The following is a 21264-nucleotide window of genomic DNA, read 5'->3' on the forward strand; positions in this document are numbered from 1 at the left end:
GAAACCTTTCGGATGACGGGGAGCGACGGGGGCCGTGCGCCCGACGGCGATCGCTCCGAGCGGTTCACGGCCATGTACGCACGCGAGCACCCGCGCGTATCGGCCTATGTCCACCGGCGGGTGGGCGACCGGGGCGCGGCGGAGGAGCTGACCGCGGAGGTCTTCAGGACCGCGTGGGAACGGACGGCCGCGGGCCATGAGACGAGCGGCGGCTGGCTGTTCGTCACCGCGCGCCATCTGCTGAGCAACCACTACCGCAAGACCGCGCGTCTGACCGAACTCCACCGGCGTATCACCGACGAACTGAACCGCGCGCCCGCGACCGGGCAGGACACCGCCGTACTGGACACCCTCGACCGGCTCCCCGAACGGCACCGGGATGTGCTGATGCTCGGTTACTGGGACGGGCTGAGCGCCGCCGAGATCGGCGAGGTCCTCGGCTGCGGGGTCCCGGCGGTCTGGGTCCGGCTGCACCGGGCCCGTAAGGCGTTCCGGGACCTTTACGTACGAGACCGTTCTGTACAGCCCGAGCCCGAGGAGTCGGCGTGATCCGCGTCAAATCCCTGATCAAGCACGCCAACCCGGTGCCGGGGGCGGAGCCGGTCCCGGGACGGGCCGTGTCCGCGCGCCGGGGACCGGACCGCCGCACTGTTCTGGTGACGGCGCTCGTGGGCGGTACGGCCGCTGTCGTCGCGGGCGCCGCGTTCCTCGCGACCGGGGGCGGCGGCGGGGAGGGTCCGGGCGGGGGCCCGCCCGAGGGCGGCGCCATCGCGGACCAGGCGTACTACGGGAGCACCGGGCGGTTGGAGGCGGCGGCGGACGTGATCGTACGGGGCAGGCTCGGCCCCGGCCGCGAGGAGAGCCACGGCGCCGACCGGTGGCAGGCCCCGGAGACGGTCGCACCGGTGGAGATCACGGCGACGGCCAAGGGCGAAGTGCCCGGGGACCGGATCGAGTTGTCCTATGTCACCCCGGACACCGCCGCGGAGACGGCTCCGCTGACCGCGGGGAAGGAGTATGTCTTCCTGCTCACGGAGGACGGGGAACGCGCCGGACGGTACTACCTGGTGAGCACCATGCAGGGCTGGTACGGAGTGGACGGGGACGGCAGGGCGGCGCCGGGCCCGGAGAACACCGTTGCCCTGAGCGCGGAGGTACGGAAGGCGCTGGGGCTCGGGGGGTGATGGACGGTCCGTCACGGCGCGGCCGAGAGCCGTGCGGCGTCGGCGTTCCTTTCTCAGGCGTGTGAGCACGTCGGCCTGTGCCGCCGTGGCGGCCCGGGGTCAGAGGAGAGGGAACGCCGTCGCGGTGAGGTCTTCGGAGAGGGTCCACAACTTCCGGGCCAGGTCGGTGTCCTGGGCGGTGGTGCTGCGGACGGCCCGGGTGGGGTGGCCGCGTTGTTCGCCACGGCCGTCCGGGCCGATGTAGGCGGCGCCTTCGAGGTCCTGGGTGGCCGCGAAGAGCGTCGGCAGGGCTCCGGCCGGGCCGCTCTGCATCACCAGCCGCCCGACGGTCGCGGCGACAAGGGACATGGCGGGCCCGAGATGACGGTTGAGTCCGGTGGTCGCCGCGCCCGGATGCGCGGCGAGGGCCGGGAGCGGTGAACGGGCATCCGCCAGGCGGCTTTGCAGTTCGAGGGTGAAGAGCAGATTGGCGAGCTTCGACTGTCCGTAGGCCGCCGAGGCACGGTAACGGCGCCGCCGCCAGTTCGGGTCGTCGAGATCGAGTGTGGCCTTCTTGTGCGCGTTGGACGCGATGGTGACCACGCGGTCGGTGATCCGCGGCAGCAGCAGACAGGTCAGCGCGAAGTGGCCGAGGTGGTTGGTGCCGAAGTGCGTCTCGAAGCCGTCGGCAGTGCGGCCGAGTGGCACATTGGCCACGCCCGCGTTGTTGATCAGGATGTCGACCGGGCGGTCCCAGGAGGACGCGAAGCGGCGGACCGAGGCGAGGTCAGCGAGGTCGAGGGGCAGTACCTCGGTGCTGCCGGCCGCGTGGTCCGCGGCGCTCGCGGTGATCTCACGGGCCGCGATCTCGCGGGTGCGCCCGACATTCCGAACGGCCATCACGACATGCGCCCCGGCGGACGCGAGTGCTCGGGCGGTCTCCAGGCCGATGCCGCTGCCCGCGCCGGTGACGATCACGGTGCGTCCGGTCTGGGGCGGGAGATCGGCGAGGGACCAGGGGGCGGGGGAAGGGGCGGACGAGGCGTCATGGGCACGAGTGGTGCGGCGTGGGCTGGTCATGCCCGTCAAAGTAGTCAACGAATACATTGTAGTCAATGACAACATTCAATGGATGTGCGGATAGGGTGGTCCGATGACCACGGCCCGCCCCTACCACCATGGCGACCTGCGCACCGCCCTGCTGCGACAGGCCGAACGGACCCTTGAGGAACACGGCGCGGACGGCCTCTCGTTGCGCGAACTCGCCCGTGAGGTGGGCGTGAGCCACGGTGCGCCGCGCCGGCACTTCTCCGACAAGCGGGCGCTGCTGGACGCTCTCGCGGAGGAGGGGTACGAACGGCTGGGGCGCAGGCTCGATGCCGCGCTGAATGGCTCCGAGGGTGATCGCGGTGATCTTGAGGGCCTTGGTGTTCGCGGTGATCGCGGTGATCGCGGTGGTCTCACGGAGCGGCTGGTCCTCTTCGCTCAGGTCTATGTCGAGTTCGCGGTCGAGCACCGGGCGCTGCTGGGTCTGATGCATGGCTCGAAGGAGGGCTCACGCGGCGACCGGCTGCGGGAGGCGAACGACAGGGCGTTCGCCGCGCCCGTACGGCTTCTCGCGGAGGCGCGAGCCCGGGGCGATATCGACCCCGACACCACGGGGCGGGTCGATATGACGGTACTGGCGGTGTTGCAGGGCCTCGCGGTGCTGGCGGCCACCGGTATGAACGGCGCCAAGCCGCTCGGTGTGCTGGTGTCGGAGACGGTCGAGACCCTGCTGGCGGGCCTGCGCCCGCGGTGATCCGGCGCTCGGGGCTCGGCGGCCCCGGTGCTCCGGTGCCGGTGCTCCGGTGTCGGGCGGCCGGCGCTCGGGGTGGTCGGTGGGTCAGGGGCGGGAGCGGCGGTGGGTCGCTACTCGTTCGCGGGTCGCGCAGCGGCGGGAGCAGTAGCGGCGGGGGAGTCCGCTGCCCTGGCTGACGTAGACGTTCCGGCAGTTGGCCGACGCGCAGACCCCGCCGGGAGGGTGCTGGCGGTTCCAGAGCAGGACCGTCAGCGCGAGACAGGACGACGCGAGGAACCACTCGCCCCACGGTGCGTCGTCCGTGCTGTCGAGGTGCGGGTGCCAGGCGGTGAGGCCGTCGTGCGAGGAGAGCCGGAGGGGCCCGGGGCTCAGCGGCAGAAGCCGGTTGAGCGAGGCCGCTGCGGCGCCGACGTCACCGGCCGCGAAGACCTCACGCAGCATCTTCGCCACGGCGCGCATCTCGGCGATGTCGTGTGCGGAGAGTTCGACGGGATCGGCCTCGCCGTGTTCGCGCAGGACGGCGGCGACCGTGTGCGGCGTCGGGTCCTCGTCGCTCAAGGCGTTGATGAGGGCGGCGGTTCGCTCGGCGGTGGCTGAGGGCTTCGGGGGCTGCGCCGGCTGTGGTGGGCGCGGGGGCTTCGGGGGTGGCACGGGGTGAATGTAACGCATCTGGTCAAGTTTTGCGTTACGTACGTAACGTGCCGCGCATGAGAAAGCGTTACACGTTCCGGTGCTACGCCACCGGCGCCGCCGCGGCCCGTACCGGGGACGAGATGTCGGGCCCGGCCCTGCTGCTGGCCGGACTGGCCGTCACCGGATCGGCGTCCACCGCGACGGCGCTGCTCGCGGGGATCACCGTCTCGGCGGCGGTCGGCGGCCCGGTCTTCGGTGTACTGCTCGACCGGTCGGCCCGCCCCGGCCGGCTGCTGGCGGTGGCGCTGGGCGCGTACGGGTCGGCCCTCGTCGTGATGCTTCTGAGCCTCGGGCACGTCCCGCCCGTGGCCACGGTTCTGATCGCGGTGTGCGCGGGCCTGCTGGGACCGGCCCTGTCCGGCGGCTGGACCGCGCAACTTCCCCGTGTCCTAGGGCGGAAGGACCTGCCGCGCGCGACCGCGCTCGACGCGATGACGTTCAGCTTCGCGAGCCTGACGGGCCCGGCGCTGGCGGGCACGGCCGCGGGACTGGCGGGGGCGCCGGCCGGGGTGATCGTCTCCGTGGGGCTGATCGGCGCGGCGGTTCCGGTGGCATGGCGGCTGCCGGGGGTACGGGGTGGAGGGCCGGCGCAGGCCCCGGTCCCGGCCTCGGCTCCGGTCTCGGATTCGGCTCCGGTCCCGATCACGGATCCGGCTCCGGTCCCGGTCCCGACACCGTCACCAGGGCCAACGCCAGCGCCAACATCCATTGTTGTTGATCTTCGTGCCGGGTTCCGGGCCATCGTCCGTACCCCTTCCCTGGCGCGGGCGACCGTGGCGTCCGTCATCTCCTGTGTGGGCCAGGGGATTCTGGTCGCGTGCAGCCCGCTGCTCGGAGAGCGGGCGTTCGGTTCGGCGAACCACGGGGTTGTCCTGCTCTCCGGCGTGGCCGCCTCAGCGCTCGTGGCCAACGCGGTGCTCTCGCGGTACCCCGGGCTGATGCGCCCCGACACCGTCCTCCCGTGCGCCACGGTCGCTCTCACCGTCGCACTGCTCCTCGCCGCGACCGGCCGACCGGTTCTGCTCATCACCGCGATGCTGATCGCCGGCCTGGGCGAAGGCCCGCAGCTCGCGGCCCTGTTCGCGATACGCCACCGCGAGGCCCCGGAGCGGTCGCGCGGCCAGATCTTCACCACCGGCGCCAGTCTGAAGATCACCGGCTTCGCCCTGGGCGCGGCCCTGACCGCTCCCCTTGCCGCCCGTTCGCTCACCACCGCCCTCCTGACCGCCGCCGCCACCCAGGCCGTTGCCACGCTGGCCTTTGTCCGCCTCAGTCGCCGAAGTCGCCTCGGTCGCCGGGGCTGTTGGAAACTGTTTGGACAGGGCGGGCGTGACGATCCACAGTGGCCCGCATGACCTCCCTCGTACGACACATCACGATCGACTGCGCCGACGCATACGCCCTCGGCGGCTTCTGGGCCGAGGTGCTCGGAGGCTCACTGGCGGAGGACGACCACCCGGGCGACCCGGAGGCCGTGGTGACGGCGCCGGGGACCGCGCTGCTGTTCGTCACCGTGCCCGAGGCCAAGTCCACCAAGAACAGGGTCCATCTGGATCTCCAGCCCCTGGACCGTACCCGCGACGAGGAGGTCGACCGCCTCCTCGCGCTCGGCGCCACCCTCGTGGCCGACCACCGCCGCCCGGACGGCACGGGCTGGGCGACCCTCGCGGACCCCGCCACTTCTCACTACCGGTTCTGAGCATACGCGCAGCTCACACAACACAGAGGCCCCGCACGCCACTTGGGCGCACGGGGCATTTTGGTGTCTGTTACCTGGGGCGAAGCCGTGCGGACCGTCACGGAGAGTACAGAGGCACAGGCCGTTCCGGGGAATCAAGCCATACGCGCTCGCCGTCGTCGTCCACGGTGAGTCCGAAGCGTGCGAATCCGGGTTGACCTTGTTGGTCCCACCAGCGCCAGGCGCCTTCCAGCTCGTCCCAGAGCCGTCGGGCGCCGGATTGCACCACAGGGTACGCACTGTGTCCCTTCGCATAGTCCGCCGTGGCCCAGGACGTGACGCCCGTGTCCATGAGCCACAGCCGGTAGGCGCCGTCCTCGCCCCAGTCGACGCGGCAGAACAGGTCTGGGATCTGCACGCCGATGGCGAACATGTGGACCCACTCGCCCACGTCGTCCGGGGACAACGTGGTCTCGGACCGCACGCCCGCCCCGGGCCAACCGATGCCATCCAGGAACGCCCGGGTAGGCGGCAGGTGCTTGCGCTGGACGCTCATGCGCATGAACGCGGACGATCCGATGAACGGGCCGCTTGCCGAACCGTCCTCGGTGACCGCGAGTCGGGCGATGGCTTCACCGCCGTATGTCGGACCCCAGGGGGTGACGATGATGCCACCGCGCACGGTCTGCTCTCTCCATGCGGCGGGCACGCTGCCCACGGAACACGTGGCCATCAGACGGTCGTACGGAGCACGATCGGCGTACCCGTCCGCGCCGTTGCCGACATGGATCAGCGGGTGCAGTCCCGCGAGCGTCAACCGGTTGCGGGCGTCCCTGGCGGTCTGGTGGTCGACTTCCACGGACACCACGTGATCGGATCCGAGGCGGTGTGACAGGAGAGCGGCGTTCCATCCCGTGCCAGTCCCGATCTCCAACACCTTGTGCCCCTCGTGGACGTCCAGGGCATCGAGCATCGTGAAGACCATGGTGGGCATGGAGTTGGAACTGGTCGGTGTCCGGCCCTTCTTGGGCCCGGTGTACTCGCCGTTGTCCCACTGCGTGGTGATCGGCGCGTCCCGGTAGACGGCTTCCCACCACAGGTCCGGCTGTCCCTCCAGGGTCACCCGGTCGTCCTGCCGGTTCATGCCCGCGCGACCGGGCCAGATGGTGTCCGGAACGAACTGGTGCCGGGCGACGGCCTCATAGGCGGGGAGCCAATCGGTCTTGAGTGCGCCTGACTCCATGAGCGCGGAGGCGAGCCGTTCGGGGCCCGCCTCCTTCAATTCGTGCTCGGTCACTTGCCGTCCGCCGGTCCCTGGCCGTCGTTGGTGTTGCCGCCTTCGTCGGAGCCCCCACCGCCGTGCTTGTTCCCGCTGTCGCTGTCGTCCTGCGGGTTGCCGTCGGTCGCCTTGGTCAGCCACCACTCACGCATGTTCAGTACCTCCGTTGTCGATGGTGCTCCGATATCCGTCCGACCGGACGGGGATTGGCTCGGCGGTTCGTGATCCGTCGCCGTGCCACACAGCGAGCACGGGAACGGGCAAGGGGGCACGGGGTTGCCTTGTGGGATGTGGACGACCCCGCTGACCGCATCCAGGGCCCCGCCGTACGTTGTCCACCAGCCCTCGGGAGAGCCCGCTTACGGCCCCGCTGGGGCATCCATGAGGCTCACCAGCTCCAGGGGTGGGAGCGGGGACACCGCGTCTCTTCGAAGTCTTGCGGGGGCGGTCATCACGACCCGACCGGGCGGGTCCGGACGCGCGACTGCCACACCTCGGCGTCAGTCGGCGCCCGTAGCCTCTCCGGCGGTGCGGACCACTCGACAACGCCACCCGGGGGGCACGAGGAACACGCTCCCCTCGAACAGCCGGCGAACCTCCCCGATGCGTGGAGATCCCGCCTCGCTGGTGTCCACCGCATACGCCCCCGCGGTGGGGGCCCACTTGTTGGTCATCGCTTCCCGCCGTCCCCTCGGGTGGTCCGATGGCAACAACGCTAGGGAGAGCGGAACGCCAACTCACAGTCGGTTGCACGAGGTTGCACGCCAATCACCTGAGGGTGTCCAGGGCCGACGTGATCAGCGCGCGGGCGTCGACGCCGTAGACGGCCGAAGCTGCCAACTCCGCGAACGTTTCGGCGTACATCGCCACTTCGCTGGGCTGAGTGAACGTGAGATAGCCAGAGACCAACTCGACGTTGACCTGTGCTCCGTCGTAGATCCAGAAACCCTCAGTCGGCCAACGCTCCCGATCCGGCGTCATCGGCACGACTCCGAAACTGACGTTGGGGAGGGAGGCCACTGAGATCAGGTGCCCAAGCTGCCCGGACATGACCTCAGTGCCGCCGATCCCGGCCCGCAGTACGGACTCTTCAACGAGAAACGCGAACCGGCGCCCGCCCTCGTAGAGCACCCGCTGACGCTCCATACGGGCGGCTACCGCTTCGGCCACGTCATCCACCAGGCCACGCCGCCGCTGGATCGCTTGCAGGGCGGCTGTCGTGTACGGCTGCGTCTGGATCATGCCGGGCACGAGCCACGACGAGTAGGACCGGAAACGGCGGGTTCGCTGGTACAGCGGCAAGCGCGCTTCCTGCGCCCGCTTGAGCCCGGCCCGTTCCATCCGGCGCCACCCGACCCACATGCCCTCGGCAGTCCGGAGCATGGCAATCAAATCTTCCGTCTGCTCCTCCACGCCGCACGCCCGACACCATGCCCGGATGTCATCGGCAGACGGGGGCGTACGCCCGTTCATGATCCGGGACGACTTGGACCGACTCCACCCGCAGCGCACGGCCAGGTCGAGCCCCGTGAACCCGGCATCCCGGCAAAGTTCCGCAAGCCGATCCGCGAGAGCCTGCCGGGCTTGCTGGGCACTGGAAGACGCAGAGACAGCCATGTGTGATCAGTCCGGCCGATACTCCGCGTGCGGAACCGCCCGGTCCCATGCCGCCTCATACGCCGTCACGTACTGCCCGGCCAACTCCGGATCATGGCGGACCTCCATGCGGGGGTCGGTCCACTGACCCTCTCCGCTGAAGTGGTGGAGGATCACGGTTTCCTCGTCCATGACCCAACCGTCCAGCACGGGGAGCAAGAGGCCATGCGCCCGCGAGCGGGGCAGCCACCGCACGTCCTCACCCGCTGCGACGTTGGTGAACGTGCCGTCGTACTCGTACCGCACATAGTCGCTCAGCGGCTCGGAGACGACGCGCAGCCGTCGCATGACCACGCCCCGCGCCGTCGTCTCGGCCACGATGTCCAGCCACGACCGCCACCACGACGCGCGGTCGGCCGGGTCGTACCGGTGCCCTTTTTGCCAGCGGATGAACTCCGGGTCATCCCGCATGTAGCTGTCCCGCATTTCCAGGTGCATCGCTGAGCGCTGCGCCTTTGCGAGGCATTCACGTACCGCTGTTGCCACCGTCGTCCTCACTGTCCGGGCGGGGGATGAATTGCAGCATGTTGGCGGGGAGTCGGATCACGCTCTCATGGTCCGGAACGTCGGTGGAGTGGCCCGGCACTGACCCCACTTCTTGTGCCTGGCGAACTGTCTCTTCGTCCGCCGTCCATGACTGGATGATCAGGTCGCCGGTCGTGTCATCGAGCCAAATCGTGGGCGAGCCGTCGTCGGGGGTGTTGGGCCAAATCCCCAGAAAATTCAGGGCCATTGGGCACTCCTCTACCGAGTCGCGTGCACGGACGTGCACGAGCGTCACCCCTGCGTGCGACCAGCGTCAAGAGCGCATCGCGACGACGGTCCCGCGCCCGCCGTCCTGGTGTGGGTGACGGGGCGCGGGCGCTTTGTGGTGCTGTGGGGCCAGGAGCAGAGCCGGCGAGCGGAGCAGATTCGTCATGACGGACGGGGACCACTGGAACCGCTCGCGCATAACGGTGTAGCCCCCGCCTTCCAGCGGGGCAACGGCGTAGCCGTAAGAGGGACGGGACCCACGCCACCGCAGCGGCATCATGCGCATAGCTGCCTGCGCGCCCAACACACGCTCGCTGATGCTCTGCGACTCGACCTGAGCAAAACCCCAACATCAACATGTGGAGTTCACCCATCGGGTCCATGGGATTGCGGAAGTCGAGCACGGGCCGACCCCCGCCGATCCCTTCGGCAAAGACGAGCATCTTCCGGTGCTCGCGGGCCCACTTCGCAAGCTCGTGCATGTGCGCCATGGACCGGATGGCACGGTCAGAGCGCCACCACACCAGTGCGTCAAAGTCATCGGGACGGGCAAGCCACATGCCGAGCTGCGGACGGTCGAAAGGGGAAACCTCGCTCGCCGAAACCCCAAGGTCGATTGCCTCACGGACGTGCTCGCCCTCGCCGAACTCGATAACGTCTCGTTCTGAGTGTTGGGAGACCCGGAGGGAAACGAGCTGTGCGTGGAACGCAGCGCGGCGGAACGGGCGGCGGTCTGAACCGGGGCCCCGCCGTGGGGCAGCGTGTGCGGTGGGGGGAGGCGCGGATCTATCCTGGAATTCCTGTGATGAAGCCTCGGGGGTGAGGCGGACGGTACAGGTGGCGGGACCGGGATCGGGAGCGGGATCGGCCGAGCACGGGTACGAGTACGAGTACGTGGTCGTCGGCGGCGGAACAGCCGGGTGCGTACTGGCGGCGCGGCTGTCGGAGCGGCCCGGGGCGCGCGTGCTGCTGGTGGAGGCCGGGCCCGCGGAACCGCCGGAAGCGGCGGCCGTTCCGCGTACCTGGACCGATCTGATCGGGAGCCCCTGCGACTGGGGTGACGTGGCGTTCGACGAGGCCACCAAGCGGTCCTCCATCCTCTCGCGAGGAAAGGCGCTGGGCGGCTCGACCGGTATGAACGGCATGGTGTTCGTCCGCGGGCACCGGAGCGGCTATGACGTCTGGCCCGGCGAAGGCGCCGAGGGGTGGGGGTTCGACGACCTTCTTCCCTTCTTCAAACGCTCCGAGAACGCCGCCGGCCGGGACACCGCCGACCGGGACGCCGCCGTACGCGGAACCGACGGCCCGCTGACCGTACGGGCCGCCGCCGACCGCAACCCCGTCACCCGCGCACTGCTCGACGCGGCCCGCGAAGCCGGCCTGCCCAGGGCCGCCGATCCCAGCAGCGGTCTCGAAGAGGGCATCGGCCTGCACGACTTGTCCATCGAGCGGGGCCGGCGCCTCACGTCCGCCGACGCGTATCTGACACCCGAGGTCAGGGGCCGGGAGAACCTGACCATCGTGACCGACACCCTGGTGAACCGGATACTCGTCGAGGGCGGCCGGTGCGTGGGTGTCGAGTACGGCGGCGGATACGGAGCCCAGGGCCGGCGCCGTACCGCTGTCCGCACGGCCCTGTGCACAGAGGAGGTCATCCTCTCGGCGGGCGCGGTCGGCACCCCGCATCTGCTCCTGCGCTCCGGCATCGGTCCCGAGTCCCATCTCCGGGACACCGGTGTCGTCCCGGTCCTCGATCTCCCGGGCGTCGGCGCGAATCTGCACGACCATCCCATCACCGGTGTCGCCTACGAGGCGGCGCGGCCGGTCCCGCGCGGGGAGAACAACCACGCGGAGGCGAGCGGGGTCGTCCACGCCCCCGGGTATGCGGACCATCCGGGCCCCGGAGGCGGGCCACGCCCGGCGCTGCAATTCATCATGTTCAGCAGCGCCCGCTACCTGCCGCCGCGTTTCGGGCCCGAGAACGGCTACACGATCGCCTTCTCCGTGATGATCCCGAAGAGCCGGGGAACGGTCAGGCTGGCCGATCCGGCACCGGACTCCGCCCCCCTCGTCGAGCCGCGCTATCTCAGCGACCCCCGCGATCTCGACGGCATGCTCACCGCCCTGCGGATCGCACGGAGGATCGGCGCGGCACCGGCGCTGGACCCGTGGCGGCTACGAGAGGCGCACCCGGGCCCGGAGGTCACCGACGACGGTGACCTCCGCGACTACATCAGGGACAGTTTCAGCCCCTACTGGCATGCCGTCGGCACGTCCAGGATCGGTACGGACGCCATGGCTGTCGTCGACCCGCGACTCCGCGTACACGGCATCACCGGTTTGCGTGTCGTCGACGCCTCCGTGATTCCGTCCATTCCCGCGGCCAACACCATGGCGGCCGTCTACGGCATCGCGGAACGGGCGGCCACCCTCATCGTCTCCGGGCCGTAGGACCGCGGTCGGACTCCCGCGGATTTCACGGGCCGGCGGCCGGGGAGTTCACGGACCGGCGGCCGGGGTGAGGGTGTCGAGCCAGGCGACGATCGTGGCGGCCGCGGGCAGGCCGGGGCGTTCCAGCAGCATGTCGTGGCCGACGTTCGGGACGACGACGGGGGTCGCGCCCAGCAGTTCGGCGACGGTACGGGTGTCATGGACGGGCGTACGGTCGTTCTCCGGTCCCACCACCAGGACCGGGCAGCGGATGGCGGTGGGGTCGACGGTGACGCTGCCGTTGCTGTACTGGTTCATCACGTTCGGCGACTCGGGGGTGAGGCGGTCCATCAGCGCGTCGAGATCCTCCTCCGCGATATGGCGGAACCACACCTCCTGGACCTGCTCCCGGGTCATCGTCACCGGCCGGTCCTTCGGATACGCCGTCGACCGCATCGGCCCGAGCTGCCCCGGCCCCACGGTCGAGACCAGCACCAGGGCATACGGAACGTAGGCCTCGGCCACCAACTGGGCCACCAGACCGCCCATGCTGTGCCCCAGCAGAACGGGCGGCCGGAAGTCCGGGTCCTGGTCCGGGGCTTGGTCCTGGTCCGGGGTCTGGCCGGAGTCGGAGCCGGAGTCGAGGTCGGGATTCCGGTCGGGGTGGAGGTTGTTCAGGGCCGTACGGACCGCGTCCGCGTAATCACCCGGCGTGTACGCGAGGAACTCCGCCTCCGGTACGGCCCGGGAACCGGTGTGGTTGGGCAACGACATCGCCAGCGGCGTCCAGCCCGCCTCCGCGAACACCGGCATCCACCGTTCGTACGCCCACCAGCCCTGCATGGACCCGGGCACCAGCAGTATCCGGCCCCGCTCCCGCACCTCGGGGTCACGGGCCTCGCGGACCAGGAGTCCGTCCACGTCTCGGTCGGTCCACTCCAGCACCTTTCCCACCATAGGCGAGGACGGGGATCGGGGGCGGGAATCCCCGTGGGAGAGGACCTGGGGGATCTAGGCTTGGGCCCGGCCCGGCCCGCCCGGATGCCGGGCCGGCGATCACGACGTGGAGGATGATTGTGCGCTACCGCGAGCTGGGACGCAGTGGACTGTCCGTGTCCGAGATCGGTTACGGCGCGTGGGGTATCGGTGAGTCCGCCTGGGTGGGCGCCACGGAGGACGAATCCGTACGCGCCCTGAACAAGGCCATCGACCTCGGCGTGAACTTCATCGACACCGCCCGCGGCTACGGCGAGAGCGAGCGGATCGTCGGCCGGGTCGTCCGCGAGCGGGCCGCCGCCGGTGACGAGGTCCGCGTCGCGACCAAAGTGCCGCCGAAGAACCGCGTCTGGCCCGCGCCCGACGGCCTCGACCCCGCCGAGACCTACCCCGGCGCGCATATCCGCGAAAGTCTGGAGACCAGTCTGCTCACCAGCGGCCTGGACCACTTCGACGTGCTCCAGTTCCATGTCTGGAGCGACGAATGGGTCGGCCGCGGCGACTGGCTGGAGACGATCACCGAACTGAAGCAGGAGGGAAAGATCGGCCTGTTCGGTGTCTCCATCAACGACCACCAGCCCGACAACGCCCTCGCGCTCGTCCGCAGCGGCGCCGTCGACAGCGTGCAGGTCATCTACAACATCTTCGACCAGGCACCCGCCGACGCGCTGCTCCCCGCCTGTGAGGAGCACGGCGTCGGTGTCATCGTGCGGGTGGCCCTGGACGAGGGCGGCCTGACGGGCCGTATCACCGCCGGTACGACCTTCCCCGAAGGCGACTGGCGCAACCGCTACTTCCGCGACGACCGCCCGGCCCAGGTTGAAGAGCATGTGGCCGCGATCGTCGCCGACCTCGGTATCGCCCCCGATGAGATCGCCGAGACCGCGCTGCGGTTCGTGCTCAGTTCCCCGGCGGTCTCCACCGTCATCCCGGGCATGCGCACCGTACGCAACGTCGAGCGCAACACCGCCCTGAGCGACGGCCGCGCGCTCACCGCCGACCAGCTCGCCGTACTGGCCAAGCACCGCTGGCAGCGCAACTTCTACGGCTGACGGTCGGATACGGCCGACGGTCGGGTGCAGCTGACGGTCGGGTGCAGCTGACGGTCCGGTACGGCTGACGGTCGGGCAACACCGCGTCGCCGGGGCTTGCTTGAGGGCCGGCCCCGGCGACATACCGGCCTTCAGGCCGCCTTGACCCGGGTGAGGAACGCCGACCAGGCGGTTGCCTGGAAGGTGAGGACGGGCCCGACGGGGTTCTTGGAGTCACGGACGGGCACGATGCCGGTGAGGCCGTCGGCGACTTCGAGGCAATTGCCACCACTGGCTCCGCTGTAGCTGGACTTGTGCCAGGACGCGGCGCTCAGGTCGTACTCATTCCCGCTGCTCTTCATGCGCGTAATCCTCCGCCACCGATTCCAGCAGGGCCAAGGACTTTTTCGGTGACAATGCGCTGGCCTCAAGCAGATCGTAGGTCAGCACGAAGCGGTCCACCGATGGCGGGTCGTCGACCAGTTGGCCCGAGTTCATGCCCTCCAGGTAGGCGAGCGGCGGTGCGTCCGAGAAGGTCATCAGCTTGATGGCGCCCTCCAGCGCCGCGTGGGCGCCCGCCGTGAACGGAAGGACTTGCATGATGATGCGGTGCCGCCGGACGAGCGCGGCGATATGACGCAGTACCTCGGCCATGGCCGCCGGGCCACCGGCGGCCCGGCGTAGAACGGCTTCGTCCAGTACGACCCAAACCACCGGCTCGGTCGAATCTTTGAGTAACTTGCCCCGGGCCAGTCGAGCCAGTACCAGCTCGTCGATCCTGTCCTCCGTCGCCAGCGGCAGCCCCGCACGGAAGATCGCCCTCGCGTACGACTCCGTCTGCAACAGGCCCGGAATCAGCAGCGGCGAATACTCCTTGATCATTTTCGCCGTCGCCTCGGCCTCCACCGCCTCCGCGAAGTGCTCCGGATACTTCGACTTCTTCAGCACCTCGCAGTTCCGGACGAAGAACTCCCCGGTCCCGAAGATCTCGTCGAGTTTGACGGCGAACTCCGGCTGCATCCTCCGGACGCCCATCTCCAACATCCCGACGAACGCGCCACTTACGAACAGCGGTCGTCCCAGTTCGCCCTGAGACATGCCCTTTCTCTCACGGTGGTACCTGACTTCCGCACCGAGCATGGCGCGCGGTGATGACGTCGGATCAAGTGGCTTGAGCTGCTGAGGCACAGGTGCTCCTCCGGAACACGTAGCGGTGTTTGTCTGCTGCGTCTGGTCAGGCTAGCCACAGATGACCACGCTGTGTGGTGAAAGTAGATACATAGCGTGGAGACGACAAAACATGGTTACCTACGACATAAGAGAAGGTCGGCGCATGGTCGCCACACACGTACGCGCCGCCGAGGACGCTGTGGAGGCGCTACAGACCGGGCTCGCGGCAGTGGGGGTGACGTTGCACGCGCTGCGGATCGTCCCCGCGTCGTGCCTGGGCGAGGCACCCGTACCGCTGGTCGATCTCGGACGCTGCGATCTGCCCACCGCGCTGCGGCTCGGCGCCGTACTGGCCGCCGTACGGGAGGGGGCCGGCGATGACGTACACGCCTGAGCCCGGTACGTACGCCGTCGATTCCCGCGACGGGCGTGTGGGGCGGGTGATGAGTGTGGACAGCGGATACGTCCAGCTCAGGCCGCCGAACGGTGGGGCGGAATGGAACTGCCCGCAGCAGACCGTCCACCCGGCGCCGCCCGGTGAGGTGCTGCGGGCGCGGGTGACGGAGATGAACCGGGAGAGGCGGCTGCTGCCGTGAGCGAGACGCGCAACACGCGCAACACGCGCAACACGCACGAGACGCAAGAAACGCACGAGACGCACGAGACGCACGAGACGCACATGGGTGAGACGGGGATGTTCGACAACACGCAGACGTTCAAGCTGATCCACTGTCCGGTCGAGGAGTACCCGGGCTTTGACGATCCCCGTTATGACCGGCTGAAGGCCCTGCCGCCCGAGGGGTGCGAGGTGGAGCGGTACGGGCAGTACTTCGGGCTGCGCTGCCGCCGGCCGGGGGCGACCCTGCTGGACGCGGTGGGTCCGGTGTGCGCGGAGATCAGGGCCGAGCACGGCCTGCTCATGTGCGATCTGGGGATCGAGAAGCTCTGGGAGTGGTGGAACGACGGTACGGACGGCTGGGGCGGTGAGATCGTCGGACAGCTGTTGCTGATGGCCGCCGAGCGCGGGCCCCGGCTCGGGTACGGCGCGGACGATCTGGTGCGGTTCCTGCGTACCGTGGCGGGGAGTGGGGGCGCGGGGGTCCGGCCGCTGTAGGCCCGTAGGTCTGTAGACCCGTAGGTCTGTAGGTCTGTAGGTCGGTGACTTCCTGGGCGGCGCCCCTCCTGCGGGGTGCCGCCGTCGTACGGTCAGGCTCGTCGTACGGGCAGGCGCGGGCCGGTTCCGTGGCCGGTTCCGGGTCGTGCGTCAGTCGGTGGTGGTACGGGCGGCCTTCAGCGCGGCGCGCAGATGGCCCTGGGAGTCGGCGAGGAGCGTGGCGGCGGTGGGGCCGTCGACGGAGCCGAGGATGGTGAGAATGGCGGGCTTCACCTCGCCGTCGGTGGCGGCGAGCGCGGTCTCGATCCGCTCGTCCGAGGCGCCGGTGGCGAGCGAGACGATACGGCGGGAGCGTGCGCGCAGCTTCTCGTTGGAGGCGCGGACGTCGACCATGAGGTTTCCGTAGGTCTTGCCGAGCCGGATCATGGTGATCGTCGAGAGCATGTTGAGGACGAGCTTCTGTGCCGTACCGGCCTTGAGGCGGGTGGAGCCGGTGAGCAGCTCGGCGCCCACGACGACCTCGATGCCGTGGTCGGCCGCGGCGGCGAGCGCGCTGCCCGCGTTGCAGGAGAGACCGATGGTGAGCGCGCCGAGGGAGCGGGCGTGCTCGACCGCGCCGATCGCGTACGGAGTGCGGCCGGAGGCGGAGATACCGACCACCGAGTCGGTGGCGGTGAGTTTGGTGGCGGTGAGGTCGGCGGCGGCCAGTTCCCTGGAGTCCTCGGCGCCTTCGACGGAGGTCACCATGGCGCCGGGGCCGCCCGCGATCAGACCGATGACGTCGTCCGCGTCGGTGTTGAAGGTGGGCGGGCACTCGCTGGCGTCGAGGACGCCGAGCCGTCCCGCCGTGCCGGCGCCCGCGTAGATCAGCCGGCCGCCGCGGGCCATGCGCTCGGCGATGCCGTCGATGGCGGCGGCGATCCGGGGGAGCTGGGCGGCGACGGCGGCGGGGACGGTGGTGTCCTCGCCGTTCATGAGCCGGGCGATGTCGAGGGTGGGCAGGGTGTCGATCTCCGCCAGCTCGGGGCGGAAGGCCTCGGTGGTGAGGGTGTCGAGCTGTGCGCGGAGTTCGTCGTACCGGCCGTACTGGTCCGGCCGGCCCTGGCGGCCGTACTGAGAGGTCATGACGGGACGGCTCTTTCTGCGTGATGAGGGGGTGCGGGTGCGGGTGCCTTTGTGGACTTTTTGGATCTTGTGGATCTTCGTGGGGCAGCGGTTCGGCGGCTCGTGGTGCGGTTCAGCGGGTCGGCCGCGGTTCAGCGGTTCGTGCTGCGGGGGCTGTGCCGGTGCGCGAGGGCCTCGTACGACGCGGAGAGGGCGGGGGCCGCCGTCTCGTACGTACGCTGGGCGACCCCTATGAACAGGCAGTCGACCACCAGGAGCTGGCTCGTACGGCTCGACATGGCGGCCGGGCGCAGCTCGCTCTCGCGGGCGGTGGAGGTCGTCAGTACATGGTCGGCGTACTGCGACACGGGACCGTCCGGGCGGCCGGTGATCGCGACCGTCGTCGCGCCGTGGTCGAAGGCGACCCGGAGCGGTTCTATGACATCGCCGGTGGAGCCGGAGTGGGTGATCGCGATGGCCATGTCGCCGGAGCGGAGCTGGACGGCGTTGGTGACGGCGAGATGCGGGTCGGAGTGGGCGTGGGCGATCAGGCCGATACGGAGCAGCTTCTGCGCGAGGTCCATGCCGACGAGGGCGGAGGCGCCGACCCCGTAGATGTCGATCCGCCGGGCCGCCGCGGCCGCCGTGACGACGGCGCCGAGCTGGACGGTGTCGAGCGCGGCGGCGGTGTCGGCGAGGGTCTGCTGTTCGTCGTAGGCGAGCTTGGCGACGACGTCGGCGATCGGGTCGTCCACGGCTATGTCGGCCGTGACGGCGGGGGCGCGGCCGGACTGCTGCTGTGCGGCGAGGCCGGCGAGGGCGAGGCGCAGATCGCGGTAGCCGGGATAGCCGAGGAGCCGGGCGGTGCGGACGACGGTGGCCTCGCTCGTGCCGGTCAGCTCCGCGAGGCCGGTGACCGTGAGCGCGGCGCAGCCGGCCGGGTCGCCCGCCACGGCCTCGGCGACGAGCTGCATGGAGCGCGTCATCGTGGGCGCGAGGGTCCGCACCTTGGCGGCGAGTGCGGCGGGTGCGGGTGGTGGCGGGTCACCGCTGAAAATTTCCTTCACATCCTGGGTCACCTTTGAAAGATATTTTCGGATTTGGCCGGTCGTCAACCCCCCGCCGTCCGTGACAATGGGTGAATGGACGACCGGATGGATGACCAGACCGACGACCGTATGGATGAGGCGGATCCCGTGGCCGGCGTGGACCCGCTGGAGCGGGTGCTGCACTCCGCGCGTGCGCTGGTGCTGGCCGATCTGATCGCGGGCGGTGTGGCGCGCGCGGAGGTGGTGTCCCTGGTGGAGGAGTCGGTGTCGCACCGGCGCTGGTGGGTCGAGCAGTGGCCGGAAGGCGCCGCGTATGTGGCGGGACTGGTGGCCCAGGACGTCCAGGACGCGCTGATGGAACGGTACGGACGCTGGCCGCTCTGCCCGGTCTGCGCGGAGGCCGAGGGCGTGGAGGCGGAGCCGCACGCGCTGGACGTGGAACCGGAGCTGGGGCCCGATCCGCACTGGGTCTGCGGGAAGGCGGGGGTGGTGATCGCGGCGGTGGGATCGCTGGGGGTGCTGGGATCGCTGCCGGGAGGGGCCGGGGCGGATCCGGAGAGCGGCACGGGCGAGGCGGGCGCCTCGTGACCCTCTACATCGACCCGCCGACCTGGCCGGGGCACGGCCGTATGTGGTCCCACCTGGTCAGCGATGTCTCGTACGAGGAACTGCACGCCTTCGCGGCGAAGGCCGGCTGCCCGCTCCGCGCCTTCGAACGCGATCACTACGACGTGCCGTCGGACCGCTACGGCGATGTGGTGCGCGCGGGCGCGGTGGAGATCGGCTCGAAGGAACTCGTGCGGAGACTGACGGAAGCGGGCCTGCGCCGCCCGAAGGGCCGCCCGGCACCGCTGCCGCGTTCGACGCCGTAGCGATGGGGGGCAGCGGCTTTTCCGCCGTCCCGGCCACGCGGTCCCGGACGGACACCGACGCCCGAAGAGCGGGCGGCCGAGCCGACCGCGAGGACCGTCCCATCCCGTGGGCTCCATGGGCAGCGCCGTGGGTACGGGCAGCGCTCTGGGTGGTGTTGTCACGGGCGGAGACTACGGGGGCGCTCTGACAAGCGGCTCAGCCGTTGGCGGGCTCGGTGGGGGTGGCGTTCTGGGCGGGGGCGGACGGGCACAGGGTCGGGGTCGGGGTCGGGGACGCGGCGGGGGACGGGGACGGGGGGAGTGGGGCTGAGCCCGTGACCACTCGGCTCGTGGCCCTGTGGTGGAAGCGCAGTGATACGGCCGTCAGCGCGATCGCGACCACCGCCATCGCCGCGCCCGCCCAGGCCGTCGAGGCGAAGCCGAAGTCCGCGTCGATGACCACACCGCCGAGCCAGGGGCCGCCCGTGTTGCCCAGGTTGAAGGCGGCCGTGGTGGTGGCGCCCGCGAGGGTGGGGGCCGCGGCGGCGATGTTGAACAGACGGGCGTTCAGGGCCGGGGCCGTGTAGAACGCCGAGACGCCGAGGAGGAAGGTCAGGGTGACCACGGCGGCCGGGTTCGACGCGGTGAGCGCCAGCAGGACCAGCAGCACCGTCGAGGCGGTGATGCCGCTGAGCATCACGCCGAAGAGATGCGCGTCCGCGTACCGGCCGCCCAGCGCCGTACCCACCAGCGCGCCGACCCCGAAGAGTCCGAGCACGCTCGGCACCCAGCCGCTGTCCAGCCCGGCCACATCCGTGAGCAGCGGCGCGAGATACGAGAACGCGCAGAAGACACCGCCCGCGGAGAGCGCGGTGACGGTGATGGAGAGCCAGACCTGACGGTCGCGGTAGATGGTCATCTCCCGCTTGAGCCGCGGCCTCTCCGCCGGGACCGGGATACGCGGGATCAGCGTCATGACACCGGCCAGCGCCACCGCGGAGGCCGCGCCGACGGCCCAGAACGCCGAGCGCCAGCCCAGGTGTTCGCCGAGGAACGCGCCGGCCGGTACGCCGAGCACGTTCGCGATGGACAGGCCGCCGATCATCACGGCCATGGCGCGGGCGCGCGCGTCGAGCGGGACCATCGCGATGGCGACGGCCGCGCCGACCGCCCAGAATCCGGCGCAGGCGAAGGCGCTGATCACGCGGGACGCGAAGAGCACCTCGTACGTCGGGGCAAGCGCGCCCGCGACCTGGCCGAGGCCGAAGACGGTGATCAGGGCGATGAGCGTGGTACGGCGGGGCAGCCGCAGGGTGGCCACGGCGAGCAGCGGGGCGCCGATCACCATGCCGATCGCGAAGGCGGATATGAGGAGTCCGGCGGTGGGGATGGACACGTCCATGTCGTCGGCGAGCGGGGGCAGCAGGCCGGACAGCATGAACTCACTCGTACCGAGGGCGAAGACCGCGAGGCCGAGGATGTAGACGGCGAGCGGCATACCGGAGCGTCGATCGGCGGAGTCGGGCATGACAGGTGCCAACGCCGGTGTAGGCCGTTACATTCCCGCCCGGATCCCTGGCCGCGTTCCCGGCCGCGTTCCCGTCCGCGTACGCGCCCCGTTCGCGCCCGAATCCCCGGCCGTGTTCCCTTCCGCGTTCACGGTTCCCTGTCGCGGTCACGTGCGCAGCGCGGCCAGTTCGCCCGCGAGGTTGTGGCGGGCGCGGTGCTCCCATTCCCGTACGCCGTAGGGGGTACGGAACAGGCCCGGCAGCGCGAGCAGCTGCTCCAGCACCGCCGCCCGGCCCGCGCGGAAGTCCGCGTCCGGGACGAATCCGTACTCCTCGCGGACCGCCGTCTGATAGGCGGCGTACGCGTCCGGGGCCGAGGCCAGGACCGCGAGATCGGCGTCGCAGAGGACGGCGCCGTTGCGGTCGTCGGGCCCGGCGGCGTGGGTGGTGGTCAGGCGGACGAGCCGGGCGACCTCGCGCGTACGGCCGTCGCTCAACCCGGCCTCGGGGAGGGCGCGTTCGGCGAGACGGGCGGAGCGCTCCTCGTTCTCGGAGCGGTCGGGGCGGTAGACGGCGTCGTGGAACCAGGCGGCGAGACGCACGACGTCGGGATCGGCCGCGTACTCGGCGAGGGTGTCGATGTGGTCGAGGACGGCGAGCAGATGAGCGGTGGTGTGGTAGCGGCGCTGAGGTTCGGCCCAGCGCGTGAGCAGGTCGTCGGCGTACGCGTACGGGTCGGGCGCGTGCGGCCCGGACGCGTGTGGTTCGGAAGCGTACGGGTCGGGCGCGTGTGGTTCGGAAGCGTGCGGGCCGGATACGTGCGGGCCGGGCGCGGCCTCGTCGCGGAGGGCGAGGAGCGTGGCGGCGAACCGGCCGCGCAGGTCGCGGACGTGGTGCGGGCCGTGGGGATCAGGGGCGGACATGGGACGACCATAGGGCCGGGGCCCGGAACGGATCCGTTCCGGGCCCCGGGAGCCTTCCGTGCAGC

At 70.5% G+C, this 21264-nt stretch carries 27 protein-coding genes; 12 read left to right on the top strand and 15 right to left on the bottom strand.

Annotated elements, in window-relative coordinates:
* Positions 1-12 precede the first annotated feature (12 nt).
* Both ACWGDX_RS13965 and ACWGDX_RS13970 read left to right on the top strand, forming a co-directional pair.
* The gene (locus ACWGDX_RS13965; RefSeq protein ID WP_453625326.1) at positions 13-549 is read left to right on the top strand and encodes an RNA polymerase sigma factor; all 537 of its coding nucleotides are present in this window, start codon (positions 13-15) and stop codon (positions 547-549) included.
* Positions 546-1184: a hypothetical protein gene (locus ACWGDX_RS13970; protein WP_453625328.1), complete on the top strand. Its 639-nt coding sequence runs from the start codon at positions 546-548 to the stop codon at positions 1182-1184. The genes ACWGDX_RS13965 and ACWGDX_RS13970 overlap by 4 nt, the downstream gene beginning before the upstream one ends.
* A 99-nt stretch (positions 1185-1283) precedes the next feature.
* On the opposite strand, the gene ACWGDX_RS13975 is transcribed toward ACWGDX_RS13970, so the two are convergent.
* A complete protein-coding gene (locus ACWGDX_RS13975; RefSeq protein ID WP_453625330.1) occupies positions 1284-2243 on the bottom strand; it encodes an oxidoreductase in 960 nt (319 codons plus the stop codon).
* 73 nt (positions 2244-2316) lie between these two features.
* On the opposite strand from ACWGDX_RS13975, the gene ACWGDX_RS13980 reads away from it, so the two are divergent.
* A complete protein-coding gene (locus tag ACWGDX_RS13980; RefSeq protein WP_453625332.1) occupies positions 2317-2964 on the top strand; it encodes a TetR/AcrR family transcriptional regulator in 648 nt (215 codons plus the stop codon).
* Between the two features lie 84 nt (positions 2965-3048).
* Here the strand turns inward: ACWGDX_RS13980 and ACWGDX_RS13985 are convergent, their stop codons facing one another.
* Positions 3049-3624: a CGNR zinc finger domain-containing protein gene (locus ACWGDX_RS13985; RefSeq protein ID WP_453625452.1), complete on the bottom strand. Its 576-nt coding sequence runs from the start codon at positions 3622-3624 to the stop codon at positions 3049-3051.
* 47 nt (positions 3625-3671) lie between these two features.
* On the opposite strand from ACWGDX_RS13985, the gene ACWGDX_RS13990 reads away from it, so the two are divergent.
* Positions 3672-5012, top strand: a complete 1341-nt coding sequence (locus tag ACWGDX_RS13990) for an MFS transporter (protein ID WP_453625334.1) — start codon at positions 3672-3674, stop codon at positions 5010-5012.
* On the top strand, positions 5009-5356 hold the full coding sequence (locus tag ACWGDX_RS13995) for a VOC family protein (protein WP_453625335.1): 348 nt from the start codon (positions 5009-5011) through the stop codon (positions 5354-5356). Before ACWGDX_RS13990 ends, ACWGDX_RS13995 begins: the two co-directional genes overlap by 4 nt.
* A gap of 97 nt (positions 5357-5453) precedes the next feature.
* On the opposite strand, the gene ACWGDX_RS14000 is transcribed toward ACWGDX_RS13995, so the two are convergent.
* The 6 genes from ACWGDX_RS14000 to ACWGDX_RS14025 form a co-directional block, all read right to left on the bottom strand.
* Positions 5454-6632 (bottom strand): methyltransferase domain-containing protein, encoded by a 1179-nt coding sequence (locus ACWGDX_RS14000; RefSeq protein ID WP_453625339.1) that lies wholly within the window; start codon positions 6630-6632, stop codon positions 5454-5456.
* Entirely contained in the window at positions 6629-6766 is a 138-nt protein-coding gene (locus tag ACWGDX_RS14005) for a hypothetical protein (protein WP_453625340.1), read from the bottom strand. Before ACWGDX_RS14005 ends, ACWGDX_RS14000 begins: the two co-directional genes overlap by 4 nt.
* Positions 6767-7382: 616 nt before the next feature.
* Positions 7383-8231 carry a helix-turn-helix domain-containing protein gene (locus tag ACWGDX_RS14010; protein WP_453625342.1) on the bottom strand — a complete coding sequence of 283 codons (849 nt, stop codon included), beginning with the start codon at positions 8229-8231 and terminating at the stop codon, positions 7383-7385.
* Between the two features lie 6 nt (positions 8232-8237).
* Complete coding sequence (locus ACWGDX_RS14015; protein WP_453625344.1) at positions 8238-8756, bottom strand: DUF6879 family protein; 519 nt, start codon at positions 8754-8756, stop codon at positions 8238-8240.
* The gene (locus ACWGDX_RS14020; protein ID WP_453625346.1) at positions 8737-9003 is read right to left on the bottom strand and encodes a hypothetical protein; all 267 of its coding nucleotides are present in this window, start codon (positions 9001-9003) and stop codon (positions 8737-8739) included. The genes ACWGDX_RS14015 and ACWGDX_RS14020 overlap by 20 nt, the downstream gene beginning before the upstream one ends.
* Positions 8933-9676: a recombinase family protein gene (locus ACWGDX_RS14025; protein ID WP_453625454.1), complete on the bottom strand. Its 744-nt coding sequence runs from the start codon at positions 9674-9676 to the stop codon at positions 8933-8935. Before ACWGDX_RS14025 ends, ACWGDX_RS14020 begins: the two co-directional genes overlap by 71 nt.
* 184 nt (positions 9677-9860) lie before the next feature.
* Here ACWGDX_RS14025 and ACWGDX_RS14030 point away from each other — a divergent pair, with 184 nt between their 5' ends.
* Positions 9861-11474 (top strand): GMC family oxidoreductase, encoded by a 1614-nt coding sequence (locus tag ACWGDX_RS14030; RefSeq protein WP_453625456.1) that lies wholly within the window; start codon positions 9861-9863, stop codon positions 11472-11474.
* Between the two features lie 48 nt (positions 11475-11522).
* Here the strand turns inward: ACWGDX_RS14030 and ACWGDX_RS14035 are convergent, their stop codons facing one another.
* Positions 11523-12398 (bottom strand): alpha/beta hydrolase, encoded by an 876-nt coding sequence (locus ACWGDX_RS14035; protein ID WP_453625348.1) that lies wholly within the window; start codon positions 12396-12398, stop codon positions 11523-11525.
* Between the two features lie 131 nt (positions 12399-12529).
* Between ACWGDX_RS14035 and ACWGDX_RS14040 the strand changes: the two genes are divergently transcribed.
* Entirely contained in the window at positions 12530-13501 is a 972-nt protein-coding gene (locus tag ACWGDX_RS14040; protein ID WP_453625458.1) for an aldo/keto reductase, read from the top strand.
* A 131-nt stretch (positions 13502-13632) separates the two neighbouring features.
* Here ACWGDX_RS14040 and ACWGDX_RS14045 read toward each other — a convergent pair whose 3' ends face one another.
* Entirely contained in the window at positions 13633-13842 is a 210-nt protein-coding gene (locus ACWGDX_RS14045; protein WP_453625349.1) for a DUF397 domain-containing protein, read from the bottom strand.
* On the bottom strand, positions 13823-14620 hold the full coding sequence (locus ACWGDX_RS14050; protein ID WP_453625459.1) for a helix-turn-helix domain-containing protein: 798 nt from the start codon (positions 14618-14620) through the stop codon (positions 13823-13825). The genes ACWGDX_RS14045 and ACWGDX_RS14050 overlap by 20 nt, the downstream gene beginning before the upstream one ends.
* Positions 14621-14813: 193 nt before the next feature.
* On the opposite strand from ACWGDX_RS14050, the gene ACWGDX_RS14055 reads away from it, so the two are divergent.
* From ACWGDX_RS14055 to ACWGDX_RS14065, 3 genes are read left to right on the top strand one after another with little or no spacing between them, the layout of a single operon-like run.
* Entirely contained in the window at positions 14814-15044 is a 231-nt protein-coding gene (locus tag ACWGDX_RS14055) for a hypothetical protein (protein ID WP_453625351.1), read from the top strand.
* Complete coding sequence (locus ACWGDX_RS14060) at positions 15028-15246, top strand: hypothetical protein (protein WP_453625353.1); 219 nt, start codon at positions 15028-15030, stop codon at positions 15244-15246. Before ACWGDX_RS14055 ends, ACWGDX_RS14060 begins: the two co-directional genes overlap by 17 nt.
* Positions 15243-15764 carry an amidase gene (locus tag ACWGDX_RS14065; protein WP_453625355.1) on the top strand — a complete coding sequence of 174 codons (522 nt, stop codon included), beginning with the start codon at positions 15243-15245 and terminating at the stop codon, positions 15762-15764. Before ACWGDX_RS14060 ends, ACWGDX_RS14065 begins: the two co-directional genes overlap by 4 nt.
* A gap of 150 nt (positions 15765-15914) precedes the next feature.
* Here ACWGDX_RS14065 and murQ read toward each other — a convergent pair whose 3' ends face one another.
* Together murQ and ACWGDX_RS14075 are read right to left on the bottom strand one after the other, a co-directional pair.
* A complete protein-coding gene (murQ, locus tag ACWGDX_RS14070) occupies positions 15915-16889 on the bottom strand; it encodes an N-acetylmuramic acid 6-phosphate etherase (RefSeq protein WP_453625356.1) in 975 nt (324 codons plus the stop codon).
* A 131-nt stretch (positions 16890-17020) separates the two neighbouring features.
* The gene (locus tag ACWGDX_RS14075; protein ID WP_453625358.1) at positions 17021-17947 is read right to left on the bottom strand and encodes a MurR/RpiR family transcriptional regulator; all 927 of its coding nucleotides are present in this window, start codon (positions 17945-17947) and stop codon (positions 17021-17023) included.
* A 75-nt stretch (positions 17948-18022) separates the two neighbouring features.
* On the opposite strand from ACWGDX_RS14075, the gene ACWGDX_RS14080 reads away from it, so the two are divergent.
* Positions 18023-18505 (top strand): hypothetical protein, encoded by a 483-nt coding sequence (locus ACWGDX_RS14080; protein WP_453625359.1) that lies wholly within the window; start codon positions 18023-18025, stop codon positions 18503-18505.
* Positions 18502-18789 (top strand): DUF4031 domain-containing protein, encoded by a 288-nt coding sequence (locus ACWGDX_RS14085; RefSeq protein WP_453625361.1) that lies wholly within the window; start codon positions 18502-18504, stop codon positions 18787-18789. Before ACWGDX_RS14080 ends, ACWGDX_RS14085 begins: the two co-directional genes overlap by 4 nt.
* Before the next feature lie 196 nt (positions 18790-18985).
* On the opposite strand, the gene ACWGDX_RS14090 is transcribed toward ACWGDX_RS14085, so the two are convergent.
* Together ACWGDX_RS14090 and ACWGDX_RS14095 are read right to left on the bottom strand one after the other, a co-directional pair.
* Positions 18986-20266 (bottom strand): Cmx/CmrA family chloramphenicol efflux MFS transporter, encoded by a 1281-nt coding sequence (locus ACWGDX_RS14090; protein ID WP_453625461.1) that lies wholly within the window; start codon positions 20264-20266, stop codon positions 18986-18988.
* A gap of 177 nt (positions 20267-20443) precedes the next feature.
* Positions 20444-21199 (bottom strand): HD domain-containing protein, encoded by a 756-nt coding sequence (locus ACWGDX_RS14095; RefSeq protein WP_453625362.1) that lies wholly within the window; start codon positions 21197-21199, stop codon positions 20444-20446.
* Positions 21200-21264: the final 65 nt, after the last annotated feature.

It is taken from the genome of Streptomyces sp. NPDC055025 (assembly GCF_053608565.1).

Excerpts from the sequence above, each read along its gene's own strand:
- ACWGDX_RS13965 (WP_453625326.1), top strand. The coding sequence starts at position 13 with ATGACGGGGAGCGACGGGGGCCGTGCGCCCGACGGCGATCGCTCCGAG.
- ACWGDX_RS13975 (WP_453625330.1), bottom strand. The coding sequence starts at position 2,243 with ATGACCAGCCCACGCCGCACCACTCGTGCCCATGACGCCTCGTCCGCC.
- ACWGDX_RS13980 (WP_453625332.1), top strand. The coding sequence starts at position 2,317 with ATGACCACGGCCCGCCCCTACCACCATGGCGACCTGCGCACCGCCCTG.
- ACWGDX_RS13990 (WP_453625334.1), top strand. The coding sequence starts at position 3,672 with ATGAGAAAGCGTTACACGTTCCGGTGCTACGCCACCGGCGCCGCCGCG.
- ACWGDX_RS13995 (WP_453625335.1), top strand. The coding sequence starts at position 5,009 with ATGACCTCCCTCGTACGACACATCACGATCGACTGCGCCGACGCATAC.
- ACWGDX_RS14005 (WP_453625340.1), bottom strand. The coding sequence starts at position 6,766 with ATGCGTGAGTGGTGGCTGACCAAGGCGACCGACGGCAACCCGCAGGAC.
- ACWGDX_RS14010 (WP_453625342.1), bottom strand. The coding sequence starts at position 8,231 with ATGGCTGTCTCTGCGTCTTCCAGTGCCCAGCAAGCCCGGCAGGCTCTC.
- ACWGDX_RS14020 (WP_453625346.1), bottom strand. The coding sequence starts at position 9,003 with ATGGCCCTGAATTTTCTGGGGATTTGGCCCAACACCCCCGACGACGGC.
- ACWGDX_RS14045 (WP_453625349.1), bottom strand. The coding sequence starts at position 13,842 with ATGAAGAGCAGCGGGAATGAGTACGACCTGAGCGCCGCGTCCTGGCAC.
- ACWGDX_RS14050 (WP_453625459.1), bottom strand. The coding sequence starts at position 14,620 with ATGCTCGGTGCGGAAGTCAGGTACCACCGTGAGAGAAAGGGCATGTCT.
- ACWGDX_RS14055 (WP_453625351.1), top strand. The coding sequence starts at position 14,814 with ATGGTCGCCACACACGTACGCGCCGCCGAGGACGCTGTGGAGGCGCTA.
- ACWGDX_RS14060 (WP_453625353.1), top strand. The coding sequence starts at position 15,028 with ATGACGTACACGCCTGAGCCCGGTACGTACGCCGTCGATTCCCGCGAC.
- murQ (WP_453625356.1), bottom strand. The coding sequence starts at position 16,889 with ATGACCTCTCAGTACGGCCGCCAGGGCCGGCCGGACCAGTACGGCCGG.
- ACWGDX_RS14080 (WP_453625359.1), top strand. The coding sequence starts at position 18,023 with ATGGATGACCAGACCGACGACCGTATGGATGAGGCGGATCCCGTGGCC.
- ACWGDX_RS14090 (WP_453625461.1), bottom strand. The coding sequence starts at position 20,266 with ATGCCGCTCGCCGTCTACATCCTCGGCCTCGCGGTCTTCGCCCTCGGT.
- ACWGDX_RS14095 (WP_453625362.1), bottom strand. The coding sequence starts at position 21,199 with ATGTCCGCCCCTGATCCCCACGGCCCGCACCACGTCCGCGACCTGCGC.